At 59.6% G+C, this 22,152-nt stretch carries 17 protein-coding genes and 1 pseudogene; 3 read left to right on the top strand and 15 right to left on the bottom strand.

The genetic code is table 11. From position 1 onward, the window contains the following. Positions 1–74: 74 nt before the first annotated feature. The 3 genes and pseudogenes from I5961_RS01140 to I5961_RS01130 form a co-directional block, all read right to left on the bottom strand. A complete protein-coding gene (locus I5961_RS01140) occupies positions 75–3,140 on the bottom strand; it encodes an efflux RND transporter permease subunit (protein WP_227234102.1) in 3,066 nt (1,021 codons plus the stop codon). Beyond that, positions 3,137–4,200 (bottom strand): annotated as a pseudogene (locus I5961_RS01135) (efflux RND transporter periplasmic adaptor subunit). The gene I5961_RS01140 and the pseudogene I5961_RS01135 overlap by 4 nt, the downstream one beginning before the upstream one ends. Further along, positions 4,197–5,300 (bottom strand): efflux RND transporter periplasmic adaptor subunit, encoded by a 1,104-nt coding sequence (locus I5961_RS01130; RefSeq protein WP_085702754.1) that lies wholly within the window; start codon positions 5,298–5,300, stop codon positions 4,197–4,199. Before I5961_RS01130 ends, I5961_RS01135 begins: the two are co-directional and overlap by 4 nt. 144 nt (positions 5,301–5,444) lie before the next feature. On the opposite strand from I5961_RS01130, the gene I5961_RS01125 reads away from it, so the two are divergent. Continuing rightward, the gene (locus tag I5961_RS01125; RefSeq protein ID WP_085697981.1) at positions 5,445–6,605 is read left to right on the top strand and encodes an AAA family ATPase; all 1,161 of its coding nucleotides are present in this window, start codon (positions 5,445–5,447) and stop codon (positions 6,603–6,605) included. Between the two features lie 413 nt (positions 6,606–7,018). Here I5961_RS01125 and I5961_RS01120 read toward each other — a convergent pair whose 3' ends face one another. The 9 genes from I5961_RS01120 to I5961_RS01080 form a co-directional block, all read right to left on the bottom strand. Further along, positions 7,019–7,816: a MetQ/NlpA family ABC transporter substrate-binding protein gene (locus I5961_RS01120; RefSeq protein WP_085697980.1), complete on the bottom strand. Its 798-nt coding sequence runs from the start codon at positions 7,814–7,816 to the stop codon at positions 7,019–7,021. A 164-nt stretch (positions 7,817–7,980) separates the two neighbouring features. Continuing rightward, positions 7,981–8,913 (bottom strand): sigma 54-interacting transcriptional regulator, encoded by a 933-nt coding sequence (locus I5961_RS01115; protein WP_227234100.1) that lies wholly within the window; start codon positions 8,911–8,913, stop codon positions 7,981–7,983. A gap of 54 nt (positions 8,914–8,967) precedes the next feature. Next, on the bottom strand, positions 8,968–9,549 hold the full coding sequence (locus tag I5961_RS01110) for an alpha/beta hydrolase (RefSeq protein ID WP_085702757.1): 582 nt from the start codon (positions 9,547–9,549) through the stop codon (positions 8,968–8,970). 168 nt (positions 9,550–9,717) lie between these two features. Then, positions 9,718–10,119: an ExbD/TolR family protein gene (locus tag I5961_RS01105; RefSeq protein WP_227234098.1), complete on the bottom strand. Its 402-nt coding sequence runs from the start codon at positions 10,117–10,119 to the stop codon at positions 9,718–9,720. Position 10,120: 1 nt separating this feature from the next. Further along, a complete protein-coding gene (locus I5961_RS01100) occupies positions 10,121–10,846 on the bottom strand; it encodes a MotA/TolQ/ExbB proton channel family protein (RefSeq protein ID WP_227234097.1) in 726 nt (241 codons plus the stop codon). A gap of 86 nt (positions 10,847–10,932) precedes the next feature. Then, on the bottom strand, positions 10,933–11,745 hold the full coding sequence (locus I5961_RS01095) for an energy transducer TonB (RefSeq protein ID WP_227234095.1): 813 nt from the start codon (positions 11,743–11,745) through the stop codon (positions 10,933–10,935). A gap of 379 nt (positions 11,746–12,124) precedes the next feature. After that, on the bottom strand, positions 12,125–12,451 hold the full coding sequence (locus I5961_RS01090) for a hypothetical protein (RefSeq protein ID WP_007952780.1): 327 nt from the start codon (positions 12,449–12,451) through the stop codon (positions 12,125–12,127). A 181-nt stretch (positions 12,452–12,632) separates the two neighbouring features. Further along, a complete protein-coding gene (locus tag I5961_RS01085) occupies positions 12,633–13,976 on the bottom strand; it encodes an aryl-sulfate sulfotransferase (protein WP_227234094.1) in 1,344 nt (447 codons plus the stop codon). 24 nt (positions 13,977–14,000) lie between these two features. Next, entirely contained in the window at positions 14,001–16,361 is a 2,361-nt protein-coding gene (locus I5961_RS01080; RefSeq protein WP_227234092.1) for a TonB-dependent receptor, read from the bottom strand. 165 nt (positions 16,362–16,526) lie between these two features. Here I5961_RS01080 and I5961_RS01075 point away from each other — a divergent pair, with 165 nt between their 5' ends. Beyond that, positions 16,527–17,471, top strand: coding sequence for a LysR family transcriptional regulator (locus tag I5961_RS01075; RefSeq protein WP_227234091.1), 945 nt, complete (start codon positions 16,527–16,529; stop codon positions 17,469–17,471). Positions 17,472–17,506: 35 nt separating this feature from the next. Here the strand turns inward: I5961_RS01075 and I5961_RS01070 are convergent, their stop codons facing one another. Beyond that, complete coding sequence (locus tag I5961_RS01070; protein ID WP_085702764.1) at positions 17,507–18,010, bottom strand: hypothetical protein; 504 nt, start codon at positions 18,008–18,010, stop codon at positions 17,507–17,509. Between the two features lies 1 nt (position 18,011). Continuing rightward, positions 18,012–19,058, bottom strand: coding sequence for an AAA family ATPase (locus I5961_RS01065; RefSeq protein WP_085702765.1), 1,047 nt, complete (start codon positions 19,056–19,058; stop codon positions 18,012–18,014). A gap of 322 nt (positions 19,059–19,380) precedes the next feature. Here I5961_RS01065 and I5961_RS01060 point away from each other — a divergent pair, with 322 nt between their 5' ends. Next, positions 19,381–20,991, top strand: a complete 1,611-nt coding sequence (locus I5961_RS01060) for an alkaline phosphatase family protein (RefSeq protein WP_085702766.1) — start codon at positions 19,381–19,383, stop codon at positions 20,989–20,991. A gap of 127 nt (positions 20,992–21,118) precedes the next feature. Here the strand turns inward: I5961_RS01060 and I5961_RS01055 are convergent, their stop codons facing one another. Beyond that, a complete protein-coding gene (locus tag I5961_RS01055) occupies positions 21,119–22,039 on the bottom strand; it encodes a TauD/TfdA dioxygenase family protein (RefSeq protein WP_007952791.1) in 921 nt (306 codons plus the stop codon). Positions 22,040–22,152 lie beyond the last annotated feature (113 nt).

The raw sequence follows: 22,152 nt of genomic DNA, 5'->3' as shown, positions 1-22,152 counted from the left end.
CAAAGGATCGGGGACGTTAACTGAATACGCCGACGCTGTAAGTCAGACCCTTCGCAAATATGTAACAAGCCTGCTTAATGGGCCGATGTCGAAGCGTCCTTCTTCGGCTCGCGAATCTTGTACCAGGCCACATACAGCGCCGGCAGAAACAGCAGTGTCAGCAGGGTCGCCACCACAATCCCGCCGATCATCGCGTAGGCCATCGGCCCCCAGAACACTTCCCGGGCGATCGGGATCATGCCCATGCTCGCCGCCGCAGCGGTCAGCAGAATCGGCCGGCGTCGGTGCTCGGTCGCTTCCACCACTGCATCCCAGGGCGAGTAGCCTTTGCGCTCGAATTCGTCGATCTGGGTCACGAGGATCACCGAGTTGCGGATGATGATGCCGATCAACGCCAGAATCCCGAGGATGGCCACGAAGCCCATTGGCGTACCGGTCGGCACCAGCGCCAGCACCACGCCGATCAACCCCAGCGGCGCGACGCTGGCCACCAGGAACAGCTTCTGCACACTGTGCAGCTGGATCATCAGGAAAGTCGCCATCAGGAACAGCATCAACGGCAACACCTTGGCGATCGGCCCTTGCGCCTTGCCACTTTCCTCGACCGTACCGCCGGTGGCGACCTTGTAGCCCACAGGCAGTTTTTCGGCGAAGGCATCAATGGACGGCTTGAGGATTTTCACCAGATCGGTCGGCTGAATCTCGTCACGCACCGACGCCTTGATGGTGATGGTCGGCAGGCGATCACGACGCCACACCAGCGGCTGCTCCAGCTCATAACGAACCGTGGCGAAGGCCAGCAGTGGAATCGACGTGCCGTTGGGCGTAACGATTTGCAGGTTCTGCAGGGTTTCCGGCGTACCGCGCTCGGAATCCACAGCCCGACCGACCACGTTGATCAGGTAGATATCGTCGTCGACCTGGGTCAGCGGCGCGCCACTGACGATGCCGTTCATCAGGTTCGCCACGTCTTCGGACGACAGGCCGAGCTGGCGCGCCTTGTCCTGGGCGATGTCGATTCGCAGGACTTTGCCAGGCTCGTTCCAGTCGTAAATGATCTCGCCGATGTGCTCGTTCTTGTCCAGTTCAGTCGCCAGGTCGATGGCATGCTTGCGCACCTGATCAATGTCCTTGCCGCTGATCCGGTACTGGATCGGACGCCCCACCGGCGGGCCCATTTCCAGCGCCTGCACGTAGCTGCCGATGCCGACGAAATCCTTGTGCAGACGTTCGCGCAGGCGCTTGCTCAGCGCCTCGCGGGCTTCGAAGTCTTTGCTGACGATCACCAGTTGCGCGTAGTACGGGTTCTGCAATTGCTGGTCGAGCGGCAGGTAGAAACGAATCGCACCCTGGCCGATGTAGGTGCTCCAGCGCACGATGTCCGCATCGCCCTTGAGCGTGGCCTCGAGTTTGTCGACGGCCTTGCGGGTTTCGTCGATCGAGGCGTTTTGCGGCAGGTTGAGGTCGACCAGGATTTCCGGTCGGTCCGAGGACGGGAAAAACTGATTCTGCACAAACCGCATGCAGAACACCGCCAGCACAAACAACAGCACGGTGATGCCGATGGTCCACCAGCGATTGCGCATGCACCACAGCAAACCGCCATTGAATGCGCGGCCGACGCGTCCCGGTTCGGCTTCATGGGGTTTCACGTTGGTGCTGAGAATGTGCACGCCGATCACCGGGGCGAAGAACACCGCCACGATCCAGGACACGATCATCGCCACGGCAATCACCGCGAACAGCGTGAAGGTGTACTCGCCGGCCGAGCTGGCGTTGAGACCGATGGGGACGAAACCGGCGACCGTCACCAGCGTACCGGTGAGCATCGGGAACGCGGTCGAGGTGTAGGCGAATGTCGCGGCCTCTTCCTTGCTCTCGCCCATTTCCAGGCGCGTGACCATCATTTCCACGGTGATCATCGCGTCGTCCACCAACAAGCCGAGGGCAATGATCAGAGCACCGAGGGAAATCCGCTGCATGGTGATGCCGCTGTATTCCATGAACACAAACACCATCGCCAGCACCAGCGGAATCGAGCACGCCACCACCAGCCCGGCGCGCACCCCGAGGCTGATGAAGCTGACCACCAGCACGATCACCACCGCTTCGAACAGCGCGCTGGTGAAGCCGCCGACGGCTTCCTCTACCACCACCGCCTGATCGGACACCGTGTGCACACCCACGCCCACCGGCAGATCCGCCGTCACCTCATCAATGCGTTTGTGCAGGGCCTTGCCGAACTCCTGAACGTTGCCGCCCTTCTGCATGGCAATCGCCAGACCGATCGCCGGCTTGCCGTCGAAGCGGAACTCGGGGGTGGCCGGGTCGACGTAACCACGGGTGATTTCGGCGATATCGGCCAGGCGATAGAAGCGGTCGTTGAGTTTGAGATTGACCTCGGCCAGATCTTTCTCCGAAGCGAACTGCCCGGACGTTCTCACCGAAATCCGCTCGGGGCCCGCCTCGATCACACCGGCGGGAGTCACCGCGTTCTGCGATTGCAGGCTCTGCACGACTTGTCGTTGATCGATGCCCAGCGCCGCCAGTTTGCGGGTCGAGAAGTTCAGGTAAATCACTTCATCCTGCTGGCCGATCATCTCGATCTTGCCCAGCCCCGGCACGCTGCGGATCTCGGCCCGCGCCTGTTCCACGTAATCGCGTAACTGGCGCATGGTCAGGCCGTCGGCGGTGAAGGCGTACACCGAACCGAACACGTCACCGAATTCGTCGTTGAATCCCGGCCCTTGAATGCCTTGAGGGAACTGCCCGCGAATATCGTCGATCTTCTTGCGCACCTGGTACCAGATTTGCGGTATGTCCTTGGCACTGGTGGTGTCGCGCAGGTACACGTAGACCGTCGATTCGCCGGGGCGCGTGTAGCTTTTCACGTAGTCGAGGGAATCGAGTTCCTCGAGTTTTTTCTCGATGCGGTCGGTGACCTGCTTGAGGGTTTCCTCTTGAGTCGCACCTGGCCATCTGGTCTGGATCACCATGGTCTTGATGGTGAACGACGGGTCTTCCTCGCGCCCCAGATTGAAGTAGGAAAACACCCCCATGAGCAATGCCACGAACATCAGATACCAGACGAAAGACTGATGCTTGAGGGCCCATTCGGAGAGATTGAAAGAGCCTTTCATTGACTGTCCTCGTCAAGTTTCACGGATTGTCCGGGTTTGAGGCTGTTGACGCCGGCGCTGACCACGCGCTCGCCGTTCTTCACGCCCCCGCGAGCACCACGCTGCTGTCGGTGCGGCTGATCACGCTGACGTCGCGCGAGTTGACGGTTTTGCTCCGGGTGTCGATGACCCAGATTCGCGGTTTGCCGTCGACCTCCTGCAACGCCGTGGCTGGTAATTCGATACGCGGCTTGATCGCCGAGCTGAGGGTGACGCTGATCGCCGTGCCGAGGCGGAAGCCGTCGGGTGTATTGGCCAGGGTCAGCCGTGCGCGTCGGGTGCGCGTCGCACTTTGTGCCTGCGGTTCGATCTCGCGCAGGGTTGCCGTGGTGTTGATACTCGGGTCGAGTTGCCCGGCCACCAGAAACACCACGTCGGGCGGGATCTCATCGACCAGGGTGTCGGGCAGATCGATCACGGCTTCCTTGATGTCCGGTTGCGCCAGGGTCACCACCTGTTGGCCCGCCGTCACCACTTGCCCGGCCTCCGCATTCCAAGCGGTCACCACGGCTTTGTGATCCGAACGCAACTCGGTGTAGTCGAGTTGATCCTTGCTTTGTTTGACTGCCGCCCGCGCCTGATCCAGCGAAGCCTGGGTGGTTTTCAGGTCAGTCATGGCAATGTCCAGCTGCGCCTGCGCGCCCACGCCCCGGTCGAACAGCGCTTGCTGACGGCGGGCGTTGGCCTGAGCGTTGATCAGCTGTGCCTGAACCCTGGCCAGGTCGCCCTGGGCCGAACGCAACTGGTTCTGCTGATCGGACGGATCGAGGGTGGCGAGCAGCGTGCCCTTTTGCACCTCGGTGCCGACATCGACGTTGCGGCTGGCAATGCGCCCGCCGACGCGAAAACCGGTGTTGCTTTCATAGCGCGCCTGAATGCTGCCGGCGAAACGCCCGAGGTTTTCCTCGTTCATCGCCTCGACCTTGACCGACAACACCGGCCGTACCGGCTCCGGCGGTGGCTCGCTTTTCGAACAGGCGGCCAGCAACACGCCAATGGATATCAGCCCCAGACGCTTCATGGCTGCGCTCCCGGTTGCAGGCCCTTGTAGGTGTTTTCGGCAATTTCGACCTTCATGCCCGGATGCAGCAATTGCCCACCCGCGACAATGACTTTTTCCCCGCCCTTGAGACCTTCGCTGATGATGACCTTGCCGATCAGGTAGCGGCCGACGGTGACGTTGTGCAGCTGCGCTTCACCGTTATCGTCGACCATCCACACCGCTGGATCGCTGACGTTCTTGGTCAGCGCCGACCACGGCAATTCAACGGCCGACTTGCCAGTGCCCTTGGCCGTGGCGCTCACCACCGAGCCCAGTTGCATCCCCTGCGGCAGGCTGTCGAGGCTGACCTTGACCTGCACCGTGCCAGACTGCGCGGACACCGCCGGGGTGATTTCGCGCACGGTACCGGTGGTCTTGATGGCGGGGTTGTCGAGCAGGCTCACGACGATCGAACGTTCCGCCGGCCGCTCGGCCAGCAGGGACTCGTACACGTTGAACACGGCGTCGCGGTCGCCGTCCCGGGCCAGGCTGAAAATCGGCGCTGTGGCCTGAACCACCTGGCCGACTTCGGCCTGACGCTCGGTGATGACGCCGGGCGCATCGGCGATCAGCGAGGTGTAGCTCAATTGATCCCTGGCGTTGGCCAACTGCGCCTGGGCCGCGCTCAGGGCACTCTGGCTGCTGCGCAATGCGGCCTGTGCGGAATCGTATTCGCTCTGGCTGGTGTAGCCCTTGGGCAAGAGTTTCTGTTGGCGGACGAACGCGGCGGCGCTCTGTTTGACCCGCGCCTGCTCGGCCAGCACCTGGGCCTGGGCGGAATCGACGTTGGTCTGCAAATCCTTCGGATCGAGTTTGGCCAGCACTTGTCTGGCGGAGACGCGGTCACCGACATCGACCATGCGCTGAATGATCTTGCCGCCGACGCGGAACGACAGTTCGGTCTGCACCCGCGCCTGAACATCACCGGTGAGGGTCACGGCGGCGGCGTAATTGACGGGGCTCACTTCCTGGACGAAGACCCGGGGCAGGTACTCTTCGGGCGCCTTTTTCTCGCCGCATGCGCTCAACAAAGCGAAAAGACTCAGCATGACCGCTGTTTTCAATCCGGGACTCGCCATGCAGACTCCTTCCTGTGTACGAACGTGCAAGTGACGATACGACTGTGAGCTTAGAACAGGGTTCAACCTTCGTCCGCGCGATACAGGCATTTCTGTGCAGCGAGTATCCTGACCCGGATTTCGGGGCACCCAAGAAGGATTTTCATGCTCAAGACCCTCGCGGTAGCCAATTACCGCTCGATCAATAAATTGGTGATTCCGCTGGGCCGTCTGAACCTGATCACCGGCCCCAACGGCAGCGGCAAGTCCAACCTGTACCGGGCGCTGCGGCTGCTGGCGGAAACCGCTCAGGGCGGCGTGGTCAATGCGCTGGCCCGCGAGGGTGGGCTGGATTCGACCTTCTGGGCCGGACCGGAAACCATCACCCGGCGCATGCGCAACGGCGAGGTGCCGATCCAGTCCACCGTGCGCCGGGGCGTCAAACGCCTGCGCCTGGGCTTTGCCGGCGAGGACTTCAGCTATTCGATCGCCTTGGGATTGCCGGAGCCGAGTCTTTCGTTCTTCTCCCTCGACCCGGAAATCAAAAAGGAATGCATCTGGGCCGGCCCGCTGTATCGTCCGGCGAGTTTGCTGGTGGATCGCGACGGGCGGATGATCCGTGTCCGTGACGGCCGCAACTGGGACGTGCTGGCCCAGCACACGCCGAACTTCGACAGCCTGTTCGATCAGGTCGGCAGCCTGCGCAGCTCGCCGGAAGTGTTCCAGATGCGCGAGTTCATCCGCCGCTGGCGCTTCTACGATCACTTTCGCAGCGACGCCGACGCCCCGGTGCGCCAGCCGCAACTGGGCACCCGCACGCCGGTGCTGCATCACGACGGGCGAGATCTGGCAGCCGCTTTGCAGACGATCCGCGAGATTGGCGATCCCGACGCGTTGCAGGCCGCGATCAGTGATGCGTTTCCCGGCGCACGGCTGAATATTGCACCGCTGGCGGGCGGCCGCTTTGCCATCGAGTTTTTTCAGGAGGGTTTGTTGCGACCGTTGTCGGCGGCGGAACTGTCGGATGGCACATTGCGTTATCTGCTGCTGGTCGCCGCGCTGCTGACGCCTCGCCCGCCGTCGCTGATGGTGCTGAACGAACCGGAAACCAGCCTGCATCCGGACCTGCTGCCGGCGCTGGCGCGCTTGATTATCCGCGTGTCGGAGCAGTGTCAGGTGTGGGTGGTATCCCATGCCCGGCGGTTGATTTCGGCGTTGCAGCAAGACCCGGAATGCAATTGCATCGTGCTGGAAAAAACCCTCGGCCAGACCGGGATCGTCGGGCAGAGGGTTCTGGATGAGCCGGCGTGGAATTGGCCTGATTAGCCCTGCCAGCCAAGAGCCCATCATCGGAAAACCGCCCGCCTGGCCATCTCCCAGTCAGCGCTTCGACGTCGGAGAACTTCTTCAGGAACTGCTGCGCGGGATTTGCCCCGACAGAATAAGAAAGCTATTTTTCCTTCCGCTGTAGGACGGATCTTTTTTTCATGAAGGCCCTCCAAGGACGAACAGCTTTTGGCCAGACTCCCCCGGCCAAACCATAACAAGGAAGAGAACATGGACGTAAAAGTGCCGCAGCGACCGGACCCGCAGGACTTCGTGAAATGGCTGGTGGCTTTGCGCAGGGCGCTGAAAACCAGCGCTGCCTGAGTGACCCACGCCCCAAACAAAACGCCGATGACCATCGCTGTTCATCGGCGTTTTTTTCCAACCTTGAAGAGGGTTGCTGTTGCGTCGGATCAGAACGCCGGCAGTACCGCGCCGTCGTACTTCTTCTCGATGAACGCTTTGACTTCAGGGCTGGTCAGGGCAGCGGCCAGTTTCTTGATGGCATCGCTGTTCTTGTTGTCTTCACGGGCGACCAGGAAGTTCACGTAAGGCGAATCCGCGCCTTCGATCACCAGGGCGTCCTTGGTCGGGTTCAGCTTGGCTTCCAGCGCATAGTTGGTGTTGATCATGTCCAGATCGACTTCTTTCAGAACACGCGGCAGCAGGGCCGACTCCAGTTCCTTGAACTTGAAGTTGTGCGGGTTCTTGGCGATGTCTTTTGGCGTGGCCAGGGCGTTCTTCGGATCTTTCAGCTCGATCAGGCCGGCCTTCTGCAGCAGGATCAGTGCGCGACCGCTGTTGCTGCCTTCGTTCGGAATGGCGATGGTGGCGCCGTCAGGCAATTCGGCCAGGGTCTTGTACTTGCTCGAGTAACCACCGAACGGTTCAACGTGAACGCCTTGCACGGTTACCAGGTACTTGGCCTTGTCGTCCTTGTATTTGCCCTGGTTGAAGCTGTTCAGGTACGGCAGAGTCTGGAAGTAGTTGGCGTCCAGACGCTTCTCGCCCACTTGTACGTTCGGCTGAACGTAGTCGGTGAAGACTTTGATTTCCAGATCCACGCCTTCTTTGGCGAGGGTCGGTTTGATCAGTTCGAGGATTTCGGCGTGCGGCACTGGCGTCGCGGCCACCACCAGTTTCTCGCCGGCCTGGGCCAGGGAAGCAGTCAGAGCAGCCGCCAATGCGGTAAACAACAGAACCTTTTTCATGCAGTGTCCTTATCGAAAATCGGTCGTCATCGACGACGGCATTAATACGTGTGCCAGCGATGTGCTACTGCTGGCGTGAAGCGGACAATACCGGGATTTTTTATTCCAGGACAATAACGTTTATTCAGCTTCATATTCCATTTTGTTCATGTTGAACAAAATGGTTACAACGCCTCGCTCAGACTCAACAGCAATTCTTTCAATGCCTTACGTTCGTCGGCGGTGCCATTGAGGCTGATGCTCGCCGCATGACGCTCGATCTGAACCAGCGGCCCAGACACCTCGGGCAGGTTCAGGTGCTCCGGCAGGATTTCGTCGCCGGTGCTCACCAGCAGCGCAAAATGAATGACATTTTCCAGCTCCCGAGTGTTGCCCGGCCAACTGTGTTGTTCCAGCACCTGCTGCGCCGCTTCGCTGATCAGCGGCACTGGCAGATCGAGGCGCTGGCTGTAGATGCCGAGGAAGTACTCGGCCAGCGACAGAATGTCGCCGACCCGCGCGCGCAGTGCCGGCAGTTCCAGTTGCCCTTCGCTGAGATAGTGATAAAGCCGCTCGTGGAATTTCCCCGCCGCCACCGCTTGCGCCAGATCGATGCTGGTCGCCGCCACCAGACGTACGTCCACAGGGCTCGGTTGATGAGCACCGACGCGGGTGACTTCGTGATTTTCCAGGGCGGCAAGCAACTTGATCTGGATCGGCAGCGGCAGGTCGCCGATTTCGTCCAGGTACAAGGTGCCGCCGTTGGCCGAGCCGAACCAGCCAGCGCGGCTGCTGGCCGAACCGCTGTAACTGCCGGCGGCGTAGCCGAACAATTCGGCATCGGCGTAGGTCGGGCTGATCGCGCCGCAATTGACCGAGACAAACAGCCCGCTGCGATCACTGGCACGGTGGATGTGGCGGGCGAGCAATTCCTTGCCGGTGCCGGTCTCACCGCGAATCAACACCGAGATCGAGCGCGGTGCGAGTTGGGCCATTTCCTCGCGCAACTGGCGTGAGCGCGGATCGACGAACACCAGCGCCTTGGCGCGAATGCTCAGGGGACTTTTTTCCGCATCGGGAAAGGTCAGCAACGGCTGACCGAAGGTTTCAAAACTCATGGCAGACTCCCGCCCCAAATCGCCGGGAGACGGGGGCGTTGAAAAAAAAATGGGTCAGGCACGGCGCCGGGCGTGGTGTTCCATGCGGTTTTGCAGGCGATACAGATAAGCGAATCCCTGCTCCCAGCGTTGATGCCCGGACTTCACGTTGATATGGCCGGCGCCTGCGAGAATCCCCGCCTCGGCGCCCCAGTTGCGCGCCAGTTCCAGCGCACGCGGCGCGCTGACGGCGGCGTCGTTGTCGGAGCTGACGACTTGGCTCGGGAACGGCAACAGATCGGTCGGAATCGGTGCGAAATTGCGCAGTGCCGGCGCGCAAGCCGGGCGTTCGACATCCGCCGGTGCGACCAGCAGCGCGCCGCGCACCTGACGCAGGTGATGCAGCGGCGCGGTGGCCGCCCAGTGCGCCACGGTGATGCAGCCCAGGCTGTGCGCGATGAGAATCACCGGCGAGCTGTCGGCGGCAATCGCCTCGGCCAGCGCCGCGACCCAGTCTTCACGACGCGGCGTCAGCCAGTCGGCCTGCTCCACCCGCGCGCTGTTGGGCAGGCTGTTTTGCCAGTGGGTTTGCCAATGATCTTCTGGCGATCCTTGCCAGCCCGGCACAATCAGATAGCGGATTGATTCGTTGCGCATGGGGGAGCTCTCCTGCGTCGTGTCTGTTCCTGAACGAGTATAGGGACGGGATTTATATTCGTTAAGGAATAAGAAGCTATTTATTAAGACCCTAAACGAATATCAAGCAACGAACAAAAAAGGGGCCGCACCCTGCCAAGGAGACGGCCCCGGAAAAACGTCAAACCCTTATCGTGCAGTGATCACCGACAGCCTGGTGATGCCCGCCCGCTCAATCGAAGCCATGGCTCGCGCCACTTCGCCGTAATTCACCCCGTTGTCGGCCTGCAATTGCACGCGCACTTCCGGGTCCTTGGCCTTGGCCGATTTGAGGTTGAACTCCAGCAAATCCGTCTGGATTTCGTCCTTGTTGATAAACAGTTTTCCCGTACCGTCGATGCTCACCACCAACGGGTCTTTCTGCTCGACCGGTGCCACCGCTTCGGTTTTCGGCAGGTTGATCGGTATCGCGTTGGTCAGCAGCGGCGCGGTGACGATGAACACCACCAGCAGCACCAGCATCACGTCCACCAGCGGCGTCACGTTGATCTCGCTCAGCACCTCGTCGCTGTCTTGCGTGGAGAAGGCCATATCAGGACGCCTCCTTCACTTTTGTCGCGTTGCCCTGGACCGCAGCCTTGTGCGCGGTCGGGTGGATCAGCACACGGAACGAGCTCTTTTGCGCCAGGCTGTAGAAGTCGTGGGCAAAGTCGTCCAGGTCCGCCGCCGTCAGTTTCAGACGACGCAAAAAGTAGTTGTAAACCAGCACCGCCGGCACCGCGACCGCGATCCCCACACCGGTGGCGACCAGCGCTGCACCGATGGGACCGGCGACCGTTTCCAGGCTAGCCGAGCCCGCCGCGCTGATACCTTTCAACGCTTCCATGATTCCCCACACCGTGCCGAACAGACCAATGAACGGCGAGGTGCTGCCAATACTCGCGACCACCGCCAGACCGGTTTCCAGCGAACGGCGCTCGCGGACAATCTGCTGGCGCAAGGCACGTTCGAGACGATCCTGATGGTTGATCGCCTGGCTCAGGTCATTGGCCTGCGGGGCCTCGCCCACCTGAATCGCCGCATAACCGGCTTGTGCCACCCGCGCTGCAGCGCCGGGCTGGGTTTCGCTCAACTCGGCGGCGGAGTCCAGACTCGACGCCGCCCAGAAGCGCTTGTGAAATTTGCGGTCCTGCGCCTTCAACCGGCCGAACTGCAAAGCCTTGAGCAATGCCAGGCCCCAGGTTGCGACAGAGAAGACCACCAGCAGCCAGATCACCGCGCTTTCGATGGATTCCAGTGGAGATGCCAGTAACGTCATGATGAGTTCCCTCGTGTGTGGGAGCCGAGCTTGCTCGCGATGACGGTTACAGACACACCGCGAGAATAAAGCCGGCTGATTACCAATTAATGAATCTTGAAATCGATGGGTACGCTGACCCAGCCGTCCTGGGCGACATCACCCTGCTTGGCCGGCACGAAGCTCCAGCGCTTCACGGCGTCCAGCGCCGCGTCGTCGAGCTGTTGCCGGCCACTGCTTTTCTGAATCTGGATTTCTCCCGGTTTGCCGCTGGCCAGCACATGAACCCGCAGCAACACCGTGCCTTCCCAACCGCGACGCTGGGCCAGCGACGGATATTCCGGCGCCGGGTTCTTCAGGTACGCGGCGTTGGCCGAGGCCGGCGTCACCGGAGCAGGCGCCGGTGGTGCAGGTGGCGCTGGCGCAGCGACCGGGGCTGCCGGTTGTGGCGGAGCCGGTGTTTGCTCGACCGCTTTTGGCGCTGGTTTCGGTACGGGTTTGGCGACCGGTTTCGGTTTGAGAATCGGCTTCGGTTTCGGTGGTGGCTTGGTCGCCAGTTCGTCTTCCACCGGCGGCGGAGGCTCGACCACAGGTACCGGTGGCGGCGGCACAACCACAGGCGGCGCCGGGGGTGCCGGACGCGAAAACTCGATGGTCATCGGTGGAATTTCCGGCGGCACGATCGGCAGCGCCGGCGTCGGATGCTGGTTGATCCAGTAGATCACCGCGCCGTGCACTACCAGCGCCAGAACGCCGAGCAGAATCGTTTCGCGGCGGCTCAGGATGCCCTTGGGCGCGCGCTGCAGACGCAGCTGCCCCAACGGCACACAATGAGGCCGGCCGAGATCGACCAACTCGCCGCTCGGCGCCTGGCGCCACAGCACCTCCTGTGCACTGGCGGCGGTCTGGACATTGCCCATTGAATGACTCCCTGCGGTCTCTTTGCGTTTTTTCGCTTAACCAATCCGCCGCTTGTTGAATCCCCCACGGCGTGATCGATGGATCAATCATTGGGCCAGCCGCTTATCTCCGAAAGTAATCTTTCATCTTATGGATAGACGCATATGGAATATAAGAAACAGTCATTTCCGCCAAAGCCCCGACCAGCAAGGCTTCCAGCGATTCGCCAAAATCGGCATGCTTTCCCGGCATAAAAAGTATTCATCCAAGGCATCAGGTTATCGATGACCCGGGATTCAGTGACAACTAATACCAAGGTGATAGTTGACCAATTTTTTAAAAGGCAAATAAAAAGGCCGATGCATGATTAATGCATCGGCCTTCGCTTTACAGAATTTATTACTGCTTGACAAACTCCCCGGCCAGACCGACTACATCACCGTCAAAGTTGGTGCGAGAGCCCACCGCACGCACTTTCGAGTAGTTATGATCCGGCGAGAACAGGGTCCAGGACTGATAGCCAGTGCCGTCATTCAGTGCCGCGAAAGTAATGATCGTAGGCTGCCCGGTGCTGTTCTGGAAGTGGTAGTGACCGTACGCGATGTCGTAGTTCACGCCGTTCTGGCTGAACTTTCCGCTGAAGGTGCCGTTGGAGTCGTTGCCATCGGTGATCGTCAGTTTGGCGCCAGCGTTAGCGTTTACATAGTTGCCATTAATGCTCGACATAACGAGATTTCCTTTATCGTTGGATAAGTGTCTTCCGATGAGAGCAAGTTTCCTCCTGGAAACTCACGACACTCAGGATGGTTGGACATTCATTTATTGTCCACGCGACTTTTCAACGAAATTGCTATATGCACTATTCAAGTCATTCATAACTTATTTCGATTGTGAATCGTCGTGATAACTAACGACTGGCATTGGTTTGTTGCACACCAATGGCCGGCGCAATCACTGCCGTCTCCGAACGCGGCGTTTCCGCAGGAACCCAGTCATAACTCACAGGAAGGGCCCGATAGACCCAATTGCTGATCGCGTCACTGCCCGGTGCCTTGCCCAAATAAGGGCTGACGTATTCCCAGACGTTTTCGCCATTGGCCGTGACCTGGAAAAATCGCCCGTTCATGCCCTCATCAATCAACGTGTTGCCGTTGGGCAAGCGCCGCGCGCTGCTGATGAACGAGCTGTAGAACGCCCACCCCGGCTGCTTCGAATTGGCGGCGCTGTACTGCCAGACGATTTCGTTTTTCACCGGGTCGATTTCCAGCACCCGCGAACCGGAAATCAGCCCCAGCGTGACGTTCGGGTAACCCGCCAAACCCTGGTTGTCGAACACCAGCAGATTGCCCGCGCCGGGCAACCCCGCCGGGATGATGTGCGCGTCATGCTGACCTACAAACTGGTCTACCGGACGCGGAATCTGCTGCGCGGTTTTCGGATTGGCCAACGGCAGGTTCGGCCCCAGGCGCCACACCACTTTGCCGCTGTGTTTGTCGATGATCGCGATGAAATTGGCGTTGCGCGAATCGAGCAGCAGGTTGTCCGGGTTGAAGCGCTTGTCGCCGGCATCGAACCACTTGTTCGGCCCGACCAGGCTGAGGTTGTTGATGTGCAGGTAATCCGGATTTTCGCTGGCACGTACCAGCTTCAATTGTTCGGCGGTGAAGCCGAACTCGTTCAAGTGATCCGACGCCAGCCACTGCCATTTCACCTCGCCCGCGGGGCTGACCTCGTAGATCGCATCGTCGATCACCTCGGGCACCTTGAAGCCTTTGACCTTGTGCACCTTGTTCGCCAGCACCACGGTGTTGCCGTTGCTCAGGCGACGCTGATCGTGATGCTGTTGCGCAGCACCACCGGGTGCCTGGTCGCCCCACTGCCAGACGACTTTGCCGTTCCAGTCCAGCTCGCCGATGCTCTGATTGCCGAGGCCGTTGCCGGCAGAGCCCAACTTGCCGGGATCCTTTTCGCTCAGCTGCAGCAACACATGGCCGCGCTCTCCACCGACCAGTTTCGGGTCGATGATTGCCGAGGGAAAACCTGATTGCGGCCAGCTCTTCACCTCATTGCCGTTCATGTCGATCAGGTGCGTCTGCTTGTCGGCACCGCTGAAGATCACATATTGATTGAAGGCCTTGGCCGGGTCGTAACGGGTAACGCCGGTGGGGTAGACGCTGGGCGCGGCGAGCGCCCCGGCACTGAGCACTGCGCCGGACAACAACACCGGTAAAGCGGTTGTGATGGGCAACATGATTGCGGCTCCTTGAAGGATCGATCAGAAGTCGTAGCGACCGGTGACGCCGAGGGTGCGCGGCGTACCGAGCAGGCCTTCATAGCCGCCGTTGCCGCCAGTCCACAGGGTCGTGTAGTAGGTTTTGTCGAAGGCGTTTTTCAGCCACAGCGAGACATCCCACTGGCCCTGATTGAAGTCGCCGCGCAAGCCGGTGGAGAGGTTGACCACCGCGTAGCTCGGGATCTGGCCGTAGTCGGAATCCTCGACCGTGCCCACCGCTTTGGAGCGGAATGCGTAGCTGCCGGTGACGTAAGGTTGCAGGCCGTTATCCAGATTCCATTCGTACTTGCCGTTGGCGTTGCCGATCCATTTCGAAGCGCCGACCACCTGATGACCGCTGAGGTCGCAAGAGGCCGGAGCACCCGGGGCCTGGCTGACTTCCGGCGGGCACGGCGCGTCCTTGTACGAGAGATAACTGACGTCGTTGTACGAGCCGTTGAAGTTCAGCGTCAGGCCGCGCACGGGGATCACGGTGCTGTCGAACTCCACCCCGCGCGAGCGCACTGAGCCGGCGTTGGTCAGGTATTGCACCCGGTTGACGTCGTCATAGGCGTTGGTCTGGTAAGCGTTGACCTGAGTCCAGAACACGTTGGCGTTGAGCTGCAAACGCCGATCCCACAGCGTGCTCTTGAAGCCGAGTTCGGCGTTGTTGGCGCGCTCGGTGCCGATCAGCAGCGAGTCGGCGCCAGCGGTAGGAGCCGAGCCGACCACGAGGTTGACCCCACCGGATTTCTCGCCGTGGGACAGCGTGGCGTAGCCGAGCAGATCATCGGTGAAGCGATAGCTGAGGTTGAGCAATCCGGACGGGCTGGAGCTGTACTGGTTCAGGTCGCCGGAATCGTAGGCGCCGGTGCGGCCGCGTCGCGCATTGGCTGCGGCGCCGGTGACCGCTGCGCCACCCACCGGCGCATCACGATTGACCCAGGCGTTCTTCTCTTCATAAGTGCCACGCACCCCGGCGGTGAAATCCAGACGCGGGGTCAGGTGCCAGGTGCCTTGGGCGAACAGCGCGAAGCTGTCGGTCTTGATATGGCCACGGCCGACGCTGTTGACGTTGGCCAGTGCGCCCCGTGGCGTGCCGTTCCAGATGTCCGCCTGTGGGCCGTAATAGGCGAAGGATTTGTTGTCCAGGTCCGAGCCGAAATAGTAGGCACCGAGGACGTAATCGAAGAACTCGCCCTTGGGCGATGCCAGGCGAAATTCCTGGGAATACTGTTTGTCCTCCACCGACACCCCGGCGTTGTAGGTCGCCGCCACGTTGAGGCCATCATCGTTGCGCGGGGTGAAATTCCAGAAGCGGTAGGAGCTGACCGAGGTCAGGGTGAAGTCGCTCGGCAGGGTCCAGTTGGCCTCCACCGACGTGCCGCCCTGATGCACGGTGACGTGCTGGTCGCTGTCCAGATTGACTTTGCGGTGCGAGCCGTTGACCAGTGTCGCGCCAGCAGCGGCGGCTCGGGTCGAGTAGAGATTGACGCCATTGATGGTCGGCCCGGTGTTGAACAGCACGCGGGTGCCGGCGCTGGAATCCTCTTCGTTGTAGTCACCGATCCAGCGCAGATTGAAGTCTTCGTTGGGCTTGAACAGCAACTGCGCCCGGAAACCGTCGCGGGAACCACCGTTCAGATCATGGCCGTTGAATTCGTTCTTGATGTCGCCGTCGCTGCGAGTGCGATAGGCAGATATGCGTCCGGCCAACTGATCGTTGAGCGGCCCGGACAGCGTGCCCTTGGTCTGAAAGTAACCGTCCTCGCCGAACGAGGTTTCGATGCTGCGTTCCGGGGTGAAACTCGGCGCGCGGGTGCTGATGTTGATCACCCCGGCGGTGGTGTTCTTGCCGAACAACGTCCCTTGCGGCCCGCGCAGGACTTCGAGTTGTTCGATGTCCATCAGGTCGAACACCGCCATCCCCGGGCGACCCAGATAAACGTTGTCGATGTACAGCCCGACGCTGCCTTCCAGACCATCGCTGGCCGGGTTGTTGCCCAGGCCCCGGATCGACACGCTGGACTGGCGTGCATGCATGTAGGCGACGTTGACGCTGGGTACCAGCTGCTGCAGATCCTGAATCCGGTAGACCCTTTGCGTCTCTAGCGTCTGGCCGCTGACCACGCTCATTGGCGTCGGCACATCCTGAGAACTTTCTTCGCGACGGCGGGTGGTGACGGTCACGGTTTCCAGTTGCGAAGTGGCGCTCGTGGCCTTGTCTGCCGGTGCCGGCGCAGGGGTTTGCGCTTCAGCGGCGTAGCCGTGGCTCCAAATGGCACTCCCCGCCAGCAACAGGGCCAGAGGCAGATGTTTGAGCCGTCGTGGCGGCGGCGGTGAAGCGATATTCAACGGACTCATGGGGCTGCTCCTGGTCAAAAAACACGCAGACATCAACCGCACTGCATATTCTTTTAAGTTATTTATTTATGTTTTTACAAAGATTTACTGCATAAGAGATTGCCTTTATAAGGAGTCGACCTAATGCATATCCAATGCATTTCCCGGATATTTTTTATGTGAAAAATGCATATCGACTTGCGCCAACTCAGACACTTCATCGCCCTTGCCGAACAACGCAGCTTTGTCGCCGGCGCGCAGGCGGTGAACCTGTCGCAGTCGGCGTTCAGTCGCAGCATTCAGGCGCTGGAGCACAGCGTCGGTTGCCAATTGGTGGATCGCGGGCGCAAGGAATTGCCGCCGACCAAACAGGGCCAGGTGCTGCTTGAACACGTGCGGCGACTGGTCAGCGGTGCGCAGCAGATGGCCAACGAGATCAGCCAGTTCAACGGGCTGGAGGCGGGGGAATTACGCTTCGGTTGCGGCCCGGCGCCGGCGGCAGGATTGATCCCGCGAGCGATCGGCAGCTTCATCGGCCGCTACCCGAAAGCGCGGGTGCACTACCAGGTCGATGACTGGCAGAGCCTGAGCAAAAGACTGCTGAGCGAGGAGTTCGAATTCTTCGTCGCCGACACTCGGCACTTCGAGGCGGACCCGGATTATCTGACCCACCGCTTGCGGCCACGCAAATGGCATTTCTGCTGCCGCGCCGGGCATCCGCTGGGCGCTTTCGAGCAAGTCACGGCAGAGCAATTGATGAGTTATCCACTGGCCGTGAGCATTCGTCCGCCGAACCTGCGCAAGGTCATTGTCGACCTCAGTGGCCGCCCGGATTTTGTCCCGAACGTGGAGTGTGAAAACAGCGCCAGCCTGCTCGGCGTGGTGCTGCGCTCCGATGCAATCGGCATCGTCGGTGCCTATTCGGATGCGCTGCATCAGGCTCGTGGCGAGTTGGTGTGTTTGAAGGTCAAGGGGTTGGCGGATGATCTGGATGAGCTTTACACCCGTTACGGAATTGTCAGCCGCGCCGGGTATCGCCTGTCGCCGTTGGCCGAGGCGATGATCGAGCAGATCAAGGCAATCGATGCGGTGGAAGAGGAGGTCTGCTCGCTGGCAAATCTGGCCGTTTGAATTTCAACTTTCACACCAATGAACCCAGAGGCAGACTAACGGGCAGACACACTCCAAACCATACCTTGAGGTTTGGTCATGCTGACAATCTTGGGGTGAGCATCAATAGCACGCAGGAGCTTTTTCAGCTTTTGCTTCACATCAGCCAAATCTACCTTCGGTAAATGAGCTTGAGGCTGTTCGATGTGCACGACTATCTGAAGCCTTTGACAATTCAAGACATCCCGACTCAGTTCTCTCTCATCGTCCTCGGTACTGGCATGCAGTCGAGCTGGTAAAAGCGCAGCTAGAGTACAGAAGACTTTATTGGCGATGGCCTCTGGGAGATCCGAAGGTTTAACCGCTTGCGGATGACGATAATCTTTTACCTCTACCAAAAATGCAGTGTTTTCTGGAGAGAGAACCAGAATATCTATCGCTTTAATCTTGTCGCGCTGCTTCAAGAAATGATTTCGATAGTATCCCCACTCATCAAATTTGCTAGCCCGCCACTCCTCGGGAAAACTAAAAAAAAGCCCGTCTACATCCAATCTCGGCATATCAGGACTCCAGTTCCAGATAGCGATCTGACTGTTGAAGACTTTCTTCAAGCGCTGTGATATCGCCTATATCTTCCAGCCCCTTGCCTTGCTGAACGACAACGCCGATTTCGCTGGAATGCAAACCAAAAAACGCGGTATCCAGAGATCTATTGGCCAGAAGAATTTCCAACTCGCGCAACAAAAACAAACTATGAGTTGCTACAAAAATTTGAATTCCACTGGCGCTCAAGTCAACGATAGTCCTCGCTACTTGCTTGATCAGCCGAGGATTCAAATTAGCTTCGGGTTCATCCCAAAACAAATAACCTTGATGGAGCAAAGCACCGGTACTGATGAGCCGGGCTAACATTCCCAATTTGCGCAGACCTTCCGCCACCAGCGGCATTTCCATTCGCCCACTGTTATTGCGCAGATAGAATCGCCCACTTTTATCAAGCTCGATGCTGCCCTGCATAGCGGCTTCCAACGGGGCAAGCAACTCCCTAACCCTTTCTTCGGTAGGTCCTTTACGCAGCAGTCCCCCAAGCAGGCGACAGGTATCTCTCCATGTTTCTTCAAACTCTAGATAGTGACCGTCATAAACCGCGAGAAAGTTTGGGTAAATACTCAATAACTCACGAGTAGGTAAATAAGTAGGTGTAGCTTTTAACCAACGATGAGGAAGATGCTCCACACTGACTTCCGTCTTGCTGTTAGTTGCAAAGCTGAAAGCCAGATCATATTCATTCTTATCAAAACAGAGCCTGATATCACACCGTTCTCGCCCCCTCCTACGTCGAGCCAGCCGACCTAAGGATTCGGGGCGGAAAACACCGATCAATTTTTCTGCCATACGCAGCTGCAACGTCGCCTTGGTCGGTTCTATAGAGAGAGCCACCGGCCTGTTACTTTCTTCAGAGCTAGTCGCCAAACCGGCGTACGCCAGCTTCAAGAGATGCGTCTTGCCTGCACCATTTTCCCCCACAATCACGTTCAAATGCTTTGCGAACTGGAGATCGGCCTCTTCAAAGACTGTGAAGTTTTTTATGTGGAGTTGCTTGAGCATGGTGTCCTCGAGATAAGAGCGCAGCGGCACAGATAAAGTCGCCATTAGCGACGTTAACACTACCAAACCTGGGGCATCAGGAGATTTGTATTAGCAAAATTTGAATCGGCCAAGGGCTGCCGCACGCAAGAATGCCTAGGGATGATAGCTTGGTTAGCTGGCCATTGCTTAATCAAAGAGACTCAAAAATCACCTGTGTTCTAAGGATTTTTCCCTCTCTGCACTATGCAATTGCTGCATCGAAGGCATTCCCCGAATGCACTTGCCGAACACCCTCGCCGAAAGCGAAAAACCTCACCTGTCTTTCTGACCGGTGAACCCCATGTCCAACCCGCAAAACCCTGTGCGCAACGTGCTGTACATCATGTGCGATCAACTGCGCCGCGATTACCTGTCCTGCTACGGCCACCCGCACCTGCACACTCCGAACATCGATCGCCTGGCCGCCGCCGGCGTGCGTTTCAGCCGCGCCTACACTCAAGGCACGATCTGCGGCCCGTCACGGATGTCGGCCTATACCGGGCGCTATGTCAGCAGCCATCAAGTGGCGTGGAACGCCGTGCCGCTGCCGCTGGAAGAACTGACCATCGGTGATTACCTGCGCCCCCACGGCATTCGTACTGCGCTGGTCGGCAAGACCCACGCCACGGCCAACGTCGATGCCTTGCAGCGGCTGGCGATCAACCCCGAAAGCGCCCAGGCCGAAGTGCTTAACGAAGTCGGCTTCGAGCCGTACTTTCGCCACGACGGCATCTTCCCCGACGACCCGCTGTTCGACGACAAACGCGAATCCGCGCCGTACACCCATTACCTGCGCGAGCAGGGTTTCGAAGGACGCAACCCCTGGCACGACTGGGCCAACGCTGCCGAAGGCGACAACGGCGAAATCCTCAGCGGCTGGCAAATGCGCAATGCCCATTTGCCAGCGCGAATTCCCGAGCAACATTCAGAGACTGTCTACACTACAAATCGAGCCATCGACTTCATCGGTGAGCAAGGTGAAAAACCGTGGTTTTTACACCTGTCCTATATCAAACCCCACTGGCCTTACATCGTACCGGCTCCGTACCACACCTTGTACAGTACGAAATCGATTCTCGAACCGGTACGTAATGCCTCTCCAAGCGACCACCCGGTCTATCAGGCCTTTCGCCAGCATGAGGAAAGCCTGAATTTCTCCAAAGATCCGGTACGACTGAACGTGATCCCGACGTACATGGGCCTGGTCAAACAGGTCGATGATCAGTTGGGGCGGCTGTTCGATTTCCTGCAAGGCACCGGCCGCTGGGAAGACACGCTGATCGTGTTCACCAGCGATCACGGCGACTTTCTGGGCGATCACTGGCTGGGCGAGAAAGAGTTTTTGCTGGAGCAGGCAGTGGGCGTTCCCTTGATCGTGCGCGACCCGCGTGCAGCGGCGGACGTCACACGGGGCACGGTGGACGAGCGCCTGGCGGAAACCATCGATGGCGTGCCGACCTTTCTCGAAGCGCTGGGTGTGACGGGAGCCGAACATCGCCTTGAAGGTCGTTCGTTGATTCCACTGCTGCACGGTGAAAGTCCTGACTGGCGCCGCTATGCGATCAGCGAATACGACTATGCCTTCCAGGCCCCGGCACGTGAGCGACTGGGCCAGCCGATCGACCGCTGCCGCATGACCATGGTGCGCAGCGAGCGCTGGAAGTACCTGGCATACGACGGCTTCCGGCCGCAGCTTTTCGATCTGTTGAATGACCCGCAGGAGCTGCAGGATCTGGGCGCGGATCCGGCATATGCGGCGGTGCGCGAGGAACATGCGGGGTATTTGTTCGAGTGGGTGCGCGGACTGAAGCGGCGTACCACCATCAGTCATCAGGAGATTGATTTGCGTGGGCAGCGGTTTCGTTATGGGGAGCCGGAGACGGAGAAGATGGTTCAGATCGGCGTGTGGTGACAGTGATCATTCCCACGTCGAGGCGTCGAACCGTCCGCGTGGGAATGCCTCAATGGACGCTCTGCGTCCGCTTTGGGACGCAGAGCGTCCCGGGCTGCATTCCCACGCAGAGCGTGGGAACGATCAGTCAGACGCCGACGATTTCTGCGCCTTTGATGGTCTGACTACGCTGCCCATTCGCCCCGACCGGCACTTCCCCTTTGAGCGTCACCCGCCTCACCACCCGATCCTGAGTGCCGTAGTCATCAATCGCATAATGCTGCGTCGAGCGGTTATCCCAGATCGCCACATCACCGGCCTTCCAACGCCAGCGCACGACGTTCTCCTGGCGGATCACATGACTTTGCAGCAAGCCGAACAGATGCGCCGAATCAGCCTGGGAATAGCCCTTGATGCGCTTGACGAAATGCCCCAGCAGCAAGCTCTTTTCGCCGCTGATCGGGTGTACACGCACCACCGGATGTTCGGTCTCGTAAACCGTCGAGGTGAAGATCTTGCGATAGCGCTCAAGCTTCTCCGCCGACACATCCGGCTTCACAGCGGCGTAGTCGTATTCGTTGCTGTGCACGGCCACCAGCTTGTCCGCCAGCTCGCGCAATTCGGTCGGCAGTTCGTTGTACGCGGTCGCGGTGTTCGCCCAAAGGGTATCGCCGCCGAATGCCGGGGCCACTACCGAACGCAGGATCGAGGCTTTCGGGTAGGCATCGACGAAAGTTACGTCGGTGTGCCAGGAGTTGGCGCGCTGCCCTTCGGCGCCGTCCAGTTCCAGCAGATAACGGGTGCCCTCGCGGGACGGCACGGTCGGGTGCGCCACTGGCTCGCCCAGCAAATGCGCAAAGGCTTCCTGACGTTGATCGTCGAGCTGGGTCTGCTCGCGGAAGAACACGACCTTGTACTGGATCAGCGCCTGTTGAATGGCTTCAACCGTCGCGGCATCCAGCTCACCGGACAGGTGCACGCCACGGATTTCGGCGCCGATGCGGCCGGCCACCGGATGAATGTCCAGCGCGTGGACAGCGGGTTTTACAGCGAGTGCGGCATTGCTCATGGGTAGACCCTCATCGACTGCTTGCGGTTGGACGGCAGCGAAACAACGCTCTATCTATATTCCATTTACATCTAATAGATATTCACATGCTTCGTTGACGGAATAAGAGCTTG

Origin of the sequence: Pseudomonas sp. IAC-BECa141, from assembly GCF_020544405.1 — a bacterium.
Classification (GTDB): domain Bacteria; phylum Pseudomonadota; class Gammaproteobacteria; order Pseudomonadales; family Pseudomonadaceae; genus Aquipseudomonas.
This window is presented reverse-complemented; position numbering and strand designations above follow the sequence as displayed.

What these genes read in the sequence shown, in the direction of transcription:
- I5961_RS01130 (WP_085702754.1), bottom strand. Translation starts at nt 5,300, where the DNA reads ATGGCGAGTCCCGGATTGAAAACAGCGGTCATGCTGAGTCTTTTCGCT.
- I5961_RS01085 (WP_227234094.1), bottom strand. Translation starts at nt 13,976, where the DNA reads ATGTTGCCCATCACAACCGCTTTACCGGTGTTGTTGTCCGGCGCAGTG.
- I5961_RS01115 (WP_227234100.1), bottom strand. Translation starts at nt 8,913, where the DNA reads ATGAGTTTTGAAACCTTCGGTCAGCCGTTGCTGACCTTTCCCGATGCG.
- I5961_RS01120 (WP_085697980.1), bottom strand. Translation starts at nt 7,816, where the DNA reads ATGAAAAAGGTTCTGTTGTTTACCGCATTGGCGGCTGCTCTGACTGCT.
- I5961_RS01065 (WP_085702765.1), bottom strand. Translation starts at nt 19,058, where the DNA reads ATGCTCAAGCAACTCCACATAAAAAACTTCACAGTCTTTGAAGAGGCC.
- I5961_RS01125 (WP_085697981.1), top strand. Translation starts at nt 5,445, where the DNA reads ATGCTCAAGACCCTCGCGGTAGCCAATTACCGCTCGATCAATAAATTG.
- I5961_RS01080 (WP_227234092.1), bottom strand. Translation starts at nt 16,361, where the DNA reads ATGAGTCCGTTGAATATCGCTTCACCGCCGCCGCCACGACGGCTCAAA.
- I5961_RS01090 (WP_007952780.1), bottom strand. Translation starts at nt 12,451, where the DNA reads ATGTCGAGCATTAATGGCAACTATGTAAACGCTAACGCTGGCGCCAAA.
- I5961_RS01140 (WP_227234102.1), bottom strand. Translation starts at nt 3,140, where the DNA reads ATGAAAGGCTCTTTCAATCTCTCCGAATGGGCCCTCAAGCATCAGTCT.
- I5961_RS01110 (WP_085702757.1), bottom strand. Translation starts at nt 9,549, where the DNA reads ATGCGCAACGAATCAATCCGCTATCTGATTGTGCCGGGCTGGCAAGGA.
- I5961_RS01075 (WP_227234091.1), top strand. Translation starts at nt 16,527, where the DNA reads ATGCATATCGACTTGCGCCAACTCAGACACTTCATCGCCCTTGCCGAA.
- I5961_RS01105 (WP_227234098.1), bottom strand. Translation starts at nt 10,119, where the DNA reads ATGGCCTTCTCCACGCAAGACAGCGACGAGGTGCTGAGCGAGATCAAC.
- I5961_RS01070 (WP_085702764.1), bottom strand. Translation starts at nt 18,010, where the DNA reads ATGCCGAGATTGGATGTAGACGGGCTTTTTTTTAGTTTTCCCGAGGAG.
- I5961_RS01055 (WP_007952791.1), bottom strand. Translation starts at nt 22,039, where the DNA reads ATGAGCAATGCCGCACTCGCTGTAAAACCCGCTGTCCACGCGCTGGAC.
- I5961_RS01060 (WP_085702766.1), top strand. Translation starts at nt 19,381, where the DNA reads ATGTCCAACCCGCAAAACCCTGTGCGCAACGTGCTGTACATCATGTGC.
- I5961_RS01095 (WP_227234095.1), bottom strand. Translation starts at nt 11,745, where the DNA reads ATGGGCAATGTCCAGACCGCCGCCAGTGCACAGGAGGTGCTGTGGCGC.
- I5961_RS01100 (WP_227234097.1), bottom strand. Translation starts at nt 10,846, where the DNA reads ATGACGTTACTGGCATCTCCACTGGAATCCATCGAAAGCGCGGTGATC.